The sequence below is a fragment of the Parapedobacter soli genome (genome assembly GCF_025460835.1).
Classification (GTDB): domain Bacteria; phylum Bacteroidota; class Bacteroidia; order Sphingobacteriales; family Sphingobacteriaceae; genus Parapedobacter; species Parapedobacter soli.
Genome location: NZ_JAMXAY010000039.1, coordinates 1 through 14,251 on the forward strand (window position 1 = coordinate 1; position 14,251 = coordinate 14,251).

Below are 14,251 nucleotides of genomic sequence, written 5' to 3' on the forward strand. Positions count from 1 at the left end.
CTTAGTTTATGAAAAATCTGTCCAACGATTGGGGGGAATTATATTATCGAGCAAAAACAACCCGTCAACGAAGCAACAGATCGTTTAAGATAATTAACAATTGACCATTGACAATTAACAATTAACAATAGACAATTATCGAGTAAAAACAACCCGTCAACGAAGCAACAGATCGTTTAAGATAATTAACAAGTAACAATTGACAATTATCGAGTAAAAACAACCCGTCAACGAAGCAACAGATCGTTTAAGATAATTAACAAGTAACAATTGACAATTATCGAGTAAAAACAACCCGTCAACGAAGCAACAGATCGTTTAAGATAATTAACAAGTAACAATTGACAATTATCGAGTAAAAACAACCCGTCAACTAAGCGATAAATTGTTTAAGATAATTAACAATTAACAATTGACAATTAACAATTATTAATATATTTGCAACCCCGTAAGGGTGTGCCGCCCGGATGGCGAAATTGGTAAACGTTGCGGTCTCAGAAGCCGTTGGGAGCAGTCCCTTGAGAGTTCGAGTCTCTCTCCGGGCACACAAAAAAGTGCGAATCCTTGTCGGATTCGCACTTTTTTTATTTTAATCAATACCTTATCCCGCTACCTCCCGCCTAACTACCCGGATCGCTGTACTCCAATTTATAGTCGCCGATATGCTTCTCGCTGGCCGATATCCTCTTTTTATGGATAATGTAGTTGATCATACCCAGCACCAGAACGATGGCTGAGATGACAAAAAGAATGTACTCGTAAATAAGGCCCCCGGGCAAATCAAGGAGACGGTCGACGGAAATGCCTGCGACCGCAAAATACATGGAGGTCCGCAGAAACGATAAAAACGTAGACTGGTTGGCCAGTATGGTCCGCTGGAGGGCAAGCCGCTCACGAAGAATCAAATCCTTATTCATAATGCCAAAGATACGAATGTTCGGATTTCCGTATATAACCAGACTTCACTAACTTGCACCCGTAACACACGAAGACCATGAAATACAATGTACTTATGATTGCAGCCGCTTTAGCTACCGCAGAGGCCCAGGCCCAGGAGCCACTTACTCCCGAAATGCTCTGGCAACTGGGCAGGATATCCGCAGAAGCGGTCTCGCCCGATGGCAAGGAGGTAATCTATGGCGTTACCTACTACGACCTGGCCGAGAACAAATCAGAGAAGAACCTTTTCCGGATTCCGGTATCCGGAGGTGACGCCCAGCAGGTCACCACCGGCGAAGGCGGCGAAAGCGTAGTGCATATCGACGGCGCAAGTGGTGCCATCACCTACCTGTATAAGGGACAGCTGTGGCAGTTGACACCGGGCAATGCCGAGCCGAAGCAACTGACCGACCAGGCAACACCGCTGCAGAATGTGCGCCTCGCTCCCGACGGCAAACATATCCTGTTTACGCAGGCCGTACCCCTAAAAAAGGTGCGTAGTGCCGACCGCTACGATGACCTATCTAAATCTGATGCCTACGTGTATGACGCTTTGGATTACCGACATTGGGACACCTGGGCCGATGGCACGTACAACCACGTGTTTTATGCCACTTACAGCAATGGCGAAATCGGCATGCCGATAGACATCATGGCGGGCGAGCCCTACCACACACCCCAGCAGCCCTTTGGCGGCAGGGAAGATGCCATCTGGAGCCCCGATGGCAAAAGTATCCTCTACGTGAGCAAAAAAAGTGTCGGCACGGCATACGCCCAAAGCACCAATACCGACATATACCGGTATGAGCTGGCTACCGCCAAAACCACCAACCTCACCGCCGGGATGATGGGCTACGACCAGTCGCCCACCTACAGTCCCGACGGGCAACGGCTCGCCTGGCTGAGCATGGCCGAAGACGGGTACGAATCGGATAAAAACGATATCGTCGTTTTCGACAAACGTACTACAAAGCGGCACAACCTGACCAGCCATTGGGACGGCACCGTCAATTCGTACCGCTGGGCCAACGACGGGCGCACCATCTGGTTTACCGCAGCGGTGAAAGGCACCATACAATTATTCGAAATCCGGCTGGCGGACAACCTGGCAGACGTAGGAGCGGCCAACATCCGGCAAATAAGCAAGGGGCAGCATGATATTACCGGTATCGTGGGGCAAGCGGGCAACCACTTGGTGGTATCGCTTACCGATATGAACCACGCCGCCGAGCTGTACCGCTTCGACCTCGCCACCAACAAACTTGCCAAAATCACGTCGGTAAACGACGGGCGCTATGCCGGTATTGCCAAAAGCAAAGTGGAAGCGCGTATCACCAAAGCGACCGACGGCAAGGAATTATTATCGTGGATCATCTATCCGCCGGATTTCGACCCAGCCAAGAAATACCCCACACTGCTTTATTGCCAAGGCGGACCGCAGGGAGCACTTTCGCAATTTTATTCCTACCGATGGAACTTCCAGCTGATTGCTGCACAAGGTTATATCGTCGTGGCACCAAACCGTAGGGGGATGCCGGGCTACGGTGTGGAATGGAACGAACAGATCAGCGGCGACTGGGGCGGGCAGGCGATCCGCGACTACCTATCGGCTATAGACGACATGGCCAAAGAACCCTACGTAGACACCGACAGGCTGGGTGCCGTAGGGGCCAGCTATGGTGGATATTCGGTATTCATGCTCGCCGGTATACACGGAAACCGCTTCAAAACATTTATCGCACACGATGGTTTATTTGATATGCGCAGTTGGTACGGCACCACAGAGGAACTCTTCTTTGCCAACAAGGACCTCGGCGGCCCGTATTGGGACAAGCGGAATGAAAAAGTATACACCGACTTCAACCCCATTACCCACGTGACCCGCTGGAACACACCGATATTGATTGTTCAAGGGGGAAAAGACTACCGCGTGGGTATTGAACAGGGGTTGGAAGCGTTCCAAGCCGCCCAGCTACGCGGAATAAAGAGCAGGTTGCTGTACCTGCCCGATGAAAACCATTGGGTGCTGAGCCCACAGAATGCCATTGTGTGGCAACGTGAGTTCTTCCGCTGGCTGGAAGAAACACTGTGAGGGTAGGTAGACGATTGGTACATTTTATGCTTATTAATAAAAAATATATAAGTACCATGGAAATAAGAAAAACAATAAAGATTGCCGGCTCGGCGATGCTGGTCGTCGCCACCATTGCTGCCTGCCAAACAACGAAGACAGCCAGCAACGAAAGTGCAGATACTGCACACAACAGCAGAAACTCGGTGGACTGGGCCGGTACATACCAAGGTACCCTACCCTGTGCCGATTGTCCGGGAATCCGGTATGCCATCACGCTGAATGAAGACAACACCTATTCGCTGAAAACCCGCTACCTCGAAAAAGGCGACTCCACATTTACGGAGTCGGGCACATTCGCATGGGATGACAATGGGGGGAAAATCACGCTGGCCGACCGTGGCGAAAAGTTCCAAGTGGGCGAAAACCAGCTGTTCCACCTCGACATGGAGGGCAACCGCATTACGGGCAACCTAGCCGATCATTACATTCTGAAGAAGGTTGCCAACCTGATTACCGACCGGTACTGGAAACTGATTGAGGTCAACGGCCAAGCCGTAGCCGATGGGTCTACCCAGAAAGAACCCTATATCCAGCTAAACAGTGATGACAGCCGGTTGCAGGCTACTGGCGGGTGTAACGGTTTGGGCGGTACGTACGAACTGAAAGAACCGAACCGCATATCATTTTCGCAGCTGATGGGCACATTGATGGCTTGTGAAAATATGGAGGTTGAAAACGGCTTGAAGCGAGCGTTGGAGTCGGCCGACAGCTACCATGTACAGGGTGACACCCTACAGCTCTTCCGTGCGCGGATGGCCCCGCTGGCCAAGTTCGTCGCCAGGGACTAGCAAAAAAGGACATAAAAAAAGAGGCGTTTCAGCGCCTCTTTTTTTATGATTGGATTGATATTATTTCAGTTCGAGGAATTTATTGTATTCGATTTCCTTCTCCTCCAATTTCACCACACCTTTCAGGTAGTCAAACACCTTCAATGCCTTCATCTCGTCAAACAACCGGTTGGCTTGTTCCTTATCACCAAGTAGCTGCACGGCATATTGCGTCAGCTGTTGGTCGTCGACCTCCTGGCTGGTACCATACATTTTCAGCTGTGCTGCAATCCGCTCTTTTGCCAATGCGAGCACTTCTTCGTACTTCACCTCCAGTCCGTTTTTGGTGATGATACGGTTTTCGATCAATGTCCATTTCAGGTTCTTCAGGAAATCGGCAAACCCTTCTTCCAGCTCATCTTCCTTGATTTCCGGATTGGTAGCCTTCAGCCACCGTTTGAGGAATGCTTCCGGGAAATCGGCCTTGACAGCGTCGAGGCCACTCAGGTAAAGGTCGTTCTGCAGCTTTTGGGTGGCATTTTGCACCAACATTCCTTCCACTTCTTCCCGTACCTTCTCCTTGAATTCGGTTTCGTTTGTTACCACTCCTTCACCGAACACCTTGGTGTAAAAATCGTCGTTCAATTCCGCTTCTTCGAGCCGGTTCACATTTTTCACCGTCAACTTGAATTGGCTATCCGCCAATGCTTCCACCTCATCTTCGTTGATCCCCAAGATACGGGCAATATCGGCTGCCGAAGCAAATGCCTTCTTCACATCTATGGTTACCGAATCGTCCTTTTTAAGGCCGACGAGTGCTTTCTTGATTTTCTTGTCGTCTACCAAATCGGTACGTACCGAGGCGGTATTCACAATACCCTCTTCCAGCTCATTCCCCTCGGCGTCCAGCTGTTTCAATTCGCTATATAGCACGTCGCCGTCTTCAGAAACTTCCGGATTGGTCATTTTACCATAGCTTCGGCGCAGGTTCTTGATGCGCGACTCGAGTGTTTCTTCGTCGGCTTTGATTACGTAACTTGTGAATTTAGACTTCTCTGTAAAGGGCACCTCAAACTGGGGGGCCAGTCCCACTTCGTAAGCAAATGAAAAGGTATCGTTGAAATCCCAATTATAATCGGTATCGTCGTCTTCCTTCGGCAGAGGCTGCCCGAGTATCTCCAGTTTGTTGTCGCCGATAAAAGTGTTGATTTTATCGCTTATGAGCCGGTTTACCTCATCGACCAGAATCGCCTTGCCGTAGGTGCGGCGGATGTGCGATGCGGGTACCATCCCAGGCCGGAAACCCGGCAATTTGGCTTTCTTAGCCTGTTCTTTGATTGCTTTATCTACTTGTGGGTTGTAGTCATCGGGCGTAAGTTCAACCGTGATGACCGCATTGGTTTCGTCGATGTTTTCTTGTGAAATATTCATACTCAATTTTAAGCGTTTATCGCATTTACATAAAAAATCCTCCCGATTTCACGGGAGGATCCCGGTATTTCGGAAGGATTCAAGTGCGGAAGAAGGGACTCGAACCCCCACGCCTTGCGGCGCCAGATCCTAAGTCTGGTGCGGCTACCAATTACGCCACTTCCGCATAGGATTGTCATTTGGACTGCAAAGATAAGGGTTATTCCATAAAACGACAATAACTTTTTGCTTTTTTGAACGACTTATCACTTATCCCTACGTCCGAATACCGAAAAGTGCACATACCGTCCGGGCTGTGCTTTCATATCGGCTATCAATTCTTCCAGGTTCTTGGAAGCCTGGTTGAGGTTATCGTACAGCTGTTCATCATTGAGCAGCAGGCCAATGGAACCCTGCCCCTGGTTTATGCGGTCCGTTATCGACTGGAAGTCGGCCATTGCCTTATTCGCGCTGACGATGGTCTGTGCGAAATCAGCTTTAGCCACCTGGTCTGTAATGCTATCCAGATTGGCGAGTACATTACCGATTCGCTCATTGTTGTCTTTGAGGTTGTTGGTAATCGACTCCACATTACCCACGATATGGCTGATGCGGTTACGCTCGGATACCACCAGGCCATCCAGCTGACGGGTGATGCCCTCCAGGTTCTGAAGTGAATTGGCAATACTGTTGATGCTGCGGTTGAAATCGCGCTGGAAATCCTTGTTGATTGTATTGTTGATGGAGTTCAGCACCGAGTCGAGCACGGCAGCGATGTCCTGTGCTTTTTTCTGTATCGGTTCTACCTGCTCCATGATGTTTTTCTGTATACCGGCGGGTAGCTCATCGCCTTCCCTTGCATACTCAGTGCTATTGCCCAGCTCAAAGACAATGGCTTTGCCACCGAGCAAATCCGTACTAGACAGGAGTGCCACGGTATTAGCCGGCACCGCATAGTCGCGCTTTACCTTAAATTCGGTGCGGATACGGCCGTCCTGTTGCAGTTCCATCTTCGAAACACGGCCTATCTGGTAGCCATTCACCAGAATCGGCTTCGACTCCGTTAGGCCATCCACGCGATCATAAATGGTGTAGAGGGTGATTTCGCGGGTGAACACATCATTCCCGCGCAAAAAACTGTATCCTAGAATCAATATTGCAATGGCTACAACGGCCAATATCCCTACTTTGGTTTCGTTTGCTATTTTCAAGGGCTCCTTTCGTTTTAGTATGTTAAGTACATTATCCGCTAAGCTATAAAAAGCCAGCCAATAGTACAAAACAACTTTGATGCCGATATTGTTTACCGGCTGGTTTATCAGCGTTCCATATGCCGCTTGTATTCCCGGATTGCTTCCACCAGGTTTTTCACGATTTCTGCCTGCCCGCGCTCTGATTTCATATAAGTCTCTTCATTCGGGTTGCTGATAAATCCGATTTCGGTCAGCACCGCCGGCATACTTGCCCGGGCCAGCACCGCCAAGCTCAGTTCCTGTACACCGCGGTCTTCCCTGCCCGATTTCACATACTGTTCTTGAATCAGCGTTGCCAGCCGGATGCTCTGCTCGCGGAACTGGTTTTTCATGAGCGACAGGATAATGAAGCTTGCCGGGTCGTTCGGATTGAAACCACCATAGTTCTCTTCGTAATTCTCTTCCAGCAGGATGTCTTTGTTCTCGCGCTCGGCCTTCTCGCGCAGGCTCGGCTCCTGCTCATCCAACCGCCCGAAAAGCGACACAAAAGTTTCCGTGCCACGTACGGTTTTGTCCTGCACCCGTGTATAGTAGTATTTCCCCTTGCTGTTCCTGCGCCGCACCCTCCGCTCGGGCGCAGCATTCAAATGCACCGAGATAAACAAGTCTGCACGGCTCTCATTTGCAAATTCGATGCGTTTATACAACTCTACATTCACATCGGTGGTACGGGTGTACAGTACCTTGACTCCCGGCAGCTCTTGCTCGATAGCTTTGCCCAACTTCAACACCACCTGAAGAGCAATATCTTTTTCTAAGGAAGTGGCACCACGGGCCCCCGGTATGGGACCGCCATGGCCAGCGTCGAGTACGATCGTACGGACCGTGTAAACAGAATCTCGATGCTCGCTCGCAACTAGTATGACAGGAAGTGTAACTAACGAAAGGAAAAAGAAAAAAGGTATGAGGTAACGTTTTGTCATATCTGAAAACACCGAAGTCCTAACTATTTTAATTAATTTTGTACGCAATTGTGATTTATTGCAAAAATAATATTCGTTGTCAAATTTGAGGTCTGTTGCTGCTTTTTTTTCCTTCATACCACTATTCTTAACGGTATTTTCGGCCAATTCGATATACAGCCAGGAAATTTCGGAGCGGGATAGCACACAAACCAAGTCGCCCACGAGAGTGACTGACACGCTCGCGACAGACTCTCTGGCAAGGGATTCACTGGCTACAGACTCATTGGCAAGGGATACGCTGACGGCCGATACTGCGCGGCAGGATTCGGGCGATGGCCTGAAAGCCGTTGTTACCATCGTAGCCCAAGATTCTCAATTCACCGACATCCGGAATAACGTCATCCACCTCTATAAAGAGGCCAAAATCAAATACGAGGGGTTCGAACTGGCGGCCGACTATATCCGGATAGATAACAACACCCACGAAATCTTCGCCAGCGGAACGTACGACCATAACAACAAATATGTAGGCCGGCCGGTGGTGATCTTCCCCAACGAAACACCGAAGGCTGTCGATTCCCTGCGCTATAACTTTGATTCGGCCAATGGCATTACGTTCGGCATATTCACCGAGGTAGAAGGCGGCTTTATCCAGGCAAGCCGGGTACGGAAAAACCAGTATAACGAAATGTCGCTATACCACGGTATGTACAGCACTTGTAACCTTCCGGAGCCCCATACACACTTCGGCATCCAGATCAGCAAAGGCATCGTCACCGAAAACCAGATCATATCGGGCCCTGCATACCTCGTGATGGAAGGGGTGCCGCTGAAGTTCATCACCATACCGTTCGGCTTTTTCCCGAAACCGAATAAGCGGGCATCGGGATTCCTCTTTCCGTCGTTCGGCGAAGAGTTTAACCGTGGCTTTTACATGCGCGATATCGGGTGGTACCTTGCGTTTAATGATTATTGGGACAGCGAGATACGGGGCACCATGTATTCCAAAGGATCCTGGGAAACATCATTGAGCACGCGGTACCGTGTAAACTACAAATTCAATGGAGGCCTCAACTTCCGTTATGCCAATACCAAAAGTGGCGTGGAAGGAACACCCCAGTACCGATCGACCAGGGATTTCAACGTAACGTGGAACCACACGCAACTACAGGAAGCCAATCCGGGCACCACATTCAGCGCCAACGTGAACTTCGGTACCAGCTCTTATGCCCAGAATACCGCGGCGGGTGCATCGTACAATTACGATGAGATTACCCGGAATTCGATGAACTCAAGCATCAGCTACGGCAGGACATTCCTCGATGGGAAGGTAAACTTCACCAGCAGCCTCCGGCACTCGCAAGATATGGCTGCAAAAACGGTATCGCTCGACCTGCCCACGTTCTCACTCAGCGTGAGCTCATTCAACCCCTTCGATTCGAAAGACCGTATAGGCGAGCAGAAATGGTACCAACGCATTAATGTTAGTTATTCCCTTCGGGGCGATAATATCCTCAACGCGCAGGAAACGGGATTGTTCAGCAAGGAAACCCTCAGCCAATTCCAGCACGGTTTCCAACACAGTATCCCCGTGAGCCTCTCGCTCAACGTGCTGAAATACTTCCAGTTCAATTCGAGTGTGAGCTACAACGAAGGATGGCATTTCCAAACATACCGCCGGCACCTCGAAAACACACCTGCCGGGTTTGAAGAGCTTCGCGATACGGTGAATGGATTTACGCGGTCTTATGACTATTCGGTCTCGTCGGGCTTGTCGACCAAAATTTATGGTATGTACCCAAAAATCGGGAATATACAGGCCATGCGGCATGTGATCACCCCGTCGTTTAACCTCAATTACCGCCCTGATTTTTCCGATCCGAAATTTGGTTTCTACCGCAAATTCATAAATGCTCGCGGAGAAGAAATGCTGTACTCCATTTTCCAGGGCAGCCGCTACGGGTCGCCGGGGGCTGGCCGCTCCATGGGCATCGGGTTCTCCATAGACAACAACCTGGAAGCAAAAATCCTGAGCAAAAAAGACACCACCGATGGTGGGGTGAAGAAGGTGCCGATTCTCCAGGGGCTCACGTTCAGCGGCAACTACAACTTCGTGGCCGACTCCTTCAAGCTGTCCAACATCAATTTCTCGGGCCGGACGGCGCTGTTCGACCAGAAAATAAACCTCAACTTCAACGGCACGTTCGATCCCTACACCTTTGACAGCCAGGCCGGCCGCCGTGTGAACCGGTATATGATCAAAGATGGCAAACTAGCCCGGTTGACCAACTTCGGGCTTTCGTTCGATTACAGCTTCAACCCCGACGCCAACAAAAGCCGCCAGGCAGGCCTCGACTCACTCGATGCCCAGAAGTCGAGCATGACACCCGAGCAGCAACAACAACTGGCAAGTATCAGTTCAGACCCCAACGCTTTTGTCGACTTCAACATACCATGGAACCTTGCTGGCTCGTTCAGCTTCCAATATGCCAACCAGGGAATCCAAAAACGGATTACCGCCACCCTAAACCTCCACGGCGACTTTAGCCTCACGCCCAAGTGGAAAGTACAATTCAACTCAGGGTATGATTTCAAACAAAAAGAAATATCCATGACCCGTTTCAGCATCTATCGCGACCTGCATTGCTGGGACATGTCATTCGGTTGGGTGCCTTTCGGCCGCTACCAAAGTTACAATGTAACCATCAGGGCCAAAGCATCTATTCTACAAGATTTAAAATTGACCAAACGAAACGACTCCTTCGGGGGTTTCTAATCATATGCAAGCAGAAATCATCACCATCGGCGACGAAATACTCATCGGGCAGATCATTGATACCAACTCTGCATGGATGGCACAACAGTTGAATGCCATCGGCATCCATGTGAAGCAGGTGAGCTCGGTGGCCGACCATCCGGCTGATATCATCGTGGCCCTTACCTTGGCCTCGGGCCGGGCCGAGCTGGTTTTCATTACCGGCGGTCTGGGCCCCACTAAAGACGATGTGACCAAACAAACGCTGGCGGTATATTTCGGCTGCGGCCTCCGCCGAGACCCGGATGTGCTTGCTCACGTGGAATCCATCTTCAGCCGGAATGGCCGGCCGATGCTCGAAATGAACCGCCGGCAGGCCGATGTGCTGGATAAGAGCGAGGTCCTTTTCAACGAGATGGGTACTGCCCCCGGTATGTGGATAACACACAAGGGAAAACCCTACATCATCATGCCGGGCGTACCGTTTGAGATGGAACACGTCATGCATGAACGGGTATTGCCGCGGCTCCGCAACTTGGAAGGACGCCAGGCACTCTGGCACCATACGCTGCTTACTGCCGGCATCGGCGAGTCGTTCCTCGCCGAAAAGATTGCCGATATCGAGGACGCACTACCACCGCATATCCACTTGGCGTATTTACCCAAACCCGGCCTGGTCCGCCTCCGGCTCACGGCTACAGGCGAAAACCTGGCTTCATTGAAAGACGAAACCCAAGCAATCGCCGACCAGTTTAAGGAGCGCTTGGGCGACCACTTTCTGGCCGACGAGGATACCAAACTGGAAGTATTGATCCGCGATTTCATGCAGCAGCGGGGACTTTTGCTGGCAACGGCCGAAAGCTGTACCGGAGGCAACATTGCCCGGCTGATTACGGCACTGCCGGGCAGCAGCGCCATGTTTGAAGGTGGCGCAGTAACTTATTCCAATGCCGTAAAACAGTCACTGCTTGGCGTGAAAGCTGAAACGCTCGACACGCACGGCGCGGTAAGCGAACAGACGGTGCGCGAAATGGCGCTGGGTGCGCAAGCTTGTTTCCATGTAGATTATGCGATTGCCGTGAGTGGCATCGCCGGGCCTGACGGTGGTACGCCGGAAAAGCCCGTGGGGTTGGTATGGATTGCCGTAGCAGGCAAAACAGGGGTAGTTGCACATCAGTTCGTTTTCGGCCACGACCGGGCAATAAATATCCAACGGTCGTCTGTCGAAGCCCTGTTTATGTTATGGCGGTTGTTGAATCGGGAAAGCAACCGCTTTTAATTTTAGTCAATTATTTATGTAACTTGGGCCGGTTTCAAACGGCAACTACGAAAAGATTGTTATGGCAACATACAACTTACAACTGCCCAGAATGGGGGAAAGCGTATCGGAAGCAACGATAGTGAAATGGTTGAAACAACCGGGAGACTATATAGAGGAAGACGATCCGATATTAGAAGTAGCTACAGACAAAGTAGATTCCGATGTACCCTCACCGGTTTCGGGCACACTCAAGGAACAGTTTTTCGCTGAGAACTCCATAGCCCAGGTGGGTGACATCATCGCGACCATCGAAGTGGAAGGCGACGAACCCGCAGCTACCGAGGGAACCGAAGGTGCGGCAGTCGACGACACCGAAGCACAGGCAATCCCCGGGATCGACCAATTAGAAGCCAGCACGGCTCCATCGGCGTCGATCTCCAAAGAACCTACAGGACGGTTTTATTCGCCTTTGGTTAAAAATATCGCAGCCGAAGAAGGCATTACCCCTGAAGAACTAGACAGCATCGCCGGGACAGGTAATGAGGGGCGGGTAACCAAACAGGATATTTTAGACTACCTGGCACGGAAAAGCGTCGAGGAGAAACCGACTCCCGACGGAACCGCCGAGAAACCCATGGAACCGGATGCTATCGAAGCCGACACCACGGAAGTCGACATCATGCAACTTAGACCCCAACACGGGAGCAACGACCACAAACCATCGGTGGTACCGGTTACCATACCCATCTCCCCGCAAGATGAAATCATCGAGATGGACCGCATGCGTAGGCTAATTGCCGATCACATGGTCAAAAGCGTACAGACGTCGCCCCATGTGTGTTCTTTCGTAGAAGCCGACGTAACCAACTTGGTCAACTGGCGGAATAAAATCAAAGGTGCTTACGAAAAGCGCGAGGGCGAGAAAATCACGCTCACCCCGATATTCATCGAGGCGGTAAGCAAAGCGCTACGCGACTTCCCGATGGTCAATATCTCCGTCAACGGAACACAAATCATCAAAAAACGCCAAATTAATATCGGCATGGCGGCAGCCCTCCCATCGGGCAACCTTATTGTGCCGGTAATCAAGAATGCCGACCAACTGAGTTTGGTGGGCCTCAGCAAGGCGGTAAACGACCTGGCAAACCGCGCACGCAACAATAAGCTGCGCCCCGATGATACCCAAGGAGGCACGTTCACCCTTACCAACATCGGAGCTTTCGGCAACATCATGGGTACACCCATCATCAATCAGCCACAGGTAGCTATATTGGCTGTGGGCACTATCACCAAAAAGCCGGCAGTCATCGAGACAGCGCACGGCGACATGATCGGCATCCGGCACATGATGTACCTTTCTCTGTCATACGACCACCGCGTGGTCGACGGGGCTTTGGGCGGCCGGTTTGTTAAACGCGTGGCCGACTACCTGGAAAACTGGGATATGAACAGGGAGGTCTAACGTTTCACCACTACCCTACGGTACCTCACATACAGCAAGGCCGACGATGTGAGCAGGCCCAACGTGAGCCCGCACCAGATACCCAGTACGCCGAATCCAAGTGTGATGCCCAGTAGATATGACGCCGGCAAACCGATAACCCAATAGGCAACAAAGGTGATTGCCGTGGGGATGTTCACGTCGCCTACACCCCGGAGGATCCCCAACCCAACCACTTGCGTGCCATCAAACAGCTGGAACAGCCCTGCAATGAAAAGCAGCTGCGCAGCAATGCCGATCACTGCGGTGTCTTTCGTGAAAATCCACGGCAGATATTGGTTCAGCAGTGCAAACAATAGCGCGCTTATCCCCATGAGAAGCAACACAATGTGGTAACTGGAAATAGCAAAACGCCGCAAGCGGAAAAAATTCCCCCGGCCGTAGTTGTTGCCCACTTTGATGGTTGCCGCCGCGGCGATGCCGCTGGCCATCATATACGCCATCGCGGCGAGTGTGATAGCAACTTGATGGGCCGCCTGCTCATTGGCGCCGATAGTACCCGTCAGCACCGCCGCCGCCGCAAATGCCCCAACTTCAAACACATATTGCATGGCCACGGGTGTACCTATCTTCATGATCGAACCGCACCGCCGTAGGTCGACATCAAATAACTTGAACCGCGTTAAATATGCTTTAAAGTTGACCGACCGGAACACATAGATACCGATCACGGCAGCCATCAGGCAGCGGTCTATCAAGGTGGCGTACCCTACCCCGCTTACCCCCATCGGTTGCAGGCCAAACATACCGCGCACAAAAATAATAGCCAATACGATATTGATGAGGTTACCCCATATCGTGATACGCATTGCTTGTTTCGTAAACCCCAGTCCTTCGGCGAACTGCTTGAACGCACTGAATATCATCAGCGGAACGATAGACAAGCTCATGATCAGCAGGTAAGGCTTCGCCTCGCGGACCACCGCCGGGTCTTGGTCGAGGTGATCGATGGCGGCCATCGAACCGAAATACACCAGGCAGAACAACCCTATTCCGGTAAATAGATTGATCCATAGGCTATTGGATAGTAGCACCCCGCATTCCGCATAGTTCTTACGTCCGTTTTCCTGTGCAATCAATGGGGTGAGCCCATAAGCAATACCCAGGCCGATAACCATCACAATCATAAATATGCTATGTACCAACGACACGGCAGCAAGAGGTATCGTACCGGCAAAATGGCCCACCACAATGCTATCGGCCACTTGCACCAACATGTGGCCTAACTGTGAAATCATCACCGGCCCCGCCAATACCAACGTGCTGGTATAGTAGGGTTTGTATCGTTTCAATTGCCAGCGCATATTGTCTTCGCCCCCATTTTTC

10 protein-coding genes and 2 tRNA genes are annotated in these 14,251 nt (G+C 51.0%); 6 read left to right on the forward strand and 6 right to left on the reverse strand.

All coding sequences use genetic code 11. The features are described from left to right. Positions 1–461 precede the first annotated feature (461 nt). Positions 462–545: transfer RNA gene (locus NGM62_RS15475), tRNA-Leu, on the forward strand. Positions 546–620: 75 nt separating this feature from the next. Here NGM62_RS15475 and NGM62_RS15480 read toward each other — a convergent pair. Further along, entirely contained in the window at positions 621–917 is a 297-nt protein-coding gene (locus NGM62_RS15480) for a DUF202 domain-containing protein (RefSeq protein WP_262249166.1), read from the reverse strand. Between the two features lie 77 nt (positions 918–994). Between NGM62_RS15480 and NGM62_RS15485 the strand changes: the two genes are divergently transcribed. Together NGM62_RS15485 and NGM62_RS15490 are read left to right on the forward strand one after the other, a co-directional pair. Beyond that, positions 995–3,031 (forward strand): S9 family peptidase, encoded by a 2,037-nt coding sequence (locus NGM62_RS15485; protein ID WP_262249167.1) that lies wholly within the window; start codon positions 995–997, stop codon positions 3,029–3,031. A gap of 56 nt (positions 3,032–3,087) precedes the next feature. Further along, positions 3,088–3,861 (forward strand): copper resistance protein NlpE N-terminal domain-containing protein, encoded by a 774-nt coding sequence (locus NGM62_RS15490; protein ID WP_262249168.1) that lies wholly within the window; start codon positions 3,088–3,090, stop codon positions 3,859–3,861. A gap of 60 nt (positions 3,862–3,921) precedes the next feature. Here NGM62_RS15490 and tig read toward each other — a convergent pair whose 3' ends face one another. The 4 genes from tig to NGM62_RS15510 all read right to left on the reverse strand — a co-directional run bounded on the left by tig (position 3,922) and on the right by NGM62_RS15510 (position 7,426). Further along, positions 3,922–5,271: a trigger factor gene (gene tig / locus NGM62_RS15495; protein WP_262249169.1), complete on the reverse strand. Its 1,350-nt coding sequence runs from the start codon at positions 5,269–5,271 to the stop codon at positions 3,922–3,924. A gap of 84 nt (positions 5,272–5,355) precedes the next feature. Beyond that, a tRNA-Leu gene (locus tag NGM62_RS15500) sits at positions 5,356–5,437 on the reverse strand. A gap of 79 nt (positions 5,438–5,516) precedes the next feature. Beyond that, on the reverse strand, positions 5,517–6,461 hold the full coding sequence (locus tag NGM62_RS15505) for an MlaD family protein (RefSeq protein WP_262249170.1): 945 nt from the start codon (positions 6,459–6,461) through the stop codon (positions 5,517–5,519). Positions 6,462–6,568: 107 nt separating this feature from the next. Then, positions 6,569–7,426 (reverse strand): N-acetylmuramoyl-L-alanine amidase family protein, encoded by an 858-nt coding sequence (locus tag NGM62_RS15510; protein WP_262249171.1) that lies wholly within the window; start codon positions 7,424–7,426, stop codon positions 6,569–6,571. 76 nt (positions 7,427–7,502) lie between these two features. On the opposite strand from NGM62_RS15510, the gene NGM62_RS15515 reads away from it, so the two are divergent. From NGM62_RS15515 to NGM62_RS15525, 3 genes are all read left to right on the forward strand, one after another. Further along, positions 7,503–10,184 carry a putative LPS assembly protein LptD gene (locus tag NGM62_RS15515; RefSeq protein ID WP_262249172.1) on the forward strand — a complete coding sequence of 894 codons (2,682 nt, stop codon included), beginning with the start codon at positions 7,503–7,505 and terminating at the stop codon, positions 10,182–10,184. Between the two features lie 4 nt (positions 10,185–10,188). Beyond that, on the forward strand, positions 10,189–11,442 hold the full coding sequence (locus NGM62_RS15520; protein WP_262249173.1) for a competence/damage-inducible protein A: 1,254 nt from the start codon (positions 10,189–10,191) through the stop codon (positions 11,440–11,442). A 61-nt stretch (positions 11,443–11,503) separates the two neighbouring features. Further along, positions 11,504–12,886 (forward strand): dihydrolipoamide acetyltransferase family protein, encoded by a 1,383-nt coding sequence (locus NGM62_RS15525; RefSeq protein ID WP_262249174.1) that lies wholly within the window; start codon positions 11,504–11,506, stop codon positions 12,884–12,886. Here the strand turns inward: NGM62_RS15525 and NGM62_RS15530 are convergent. Then, positions 12,883–14,229: an MATE family efflux transporter gene (locus tag NGM62_RS15530; RefSeq protein ID WP_262249175.1), complete on the reverse strand. Its 1,347-nt coding sequence runs from the start codon at positions 14,227–14,229 to the stop codon at positions 12,883–12,885. The genes NGM62_RS15525 and NGM62_RS15530 overlap by 4 nt on opposite strands. Between the last annotated feature and the right edge of the window lie 22 nt (positions 14,230–14,251).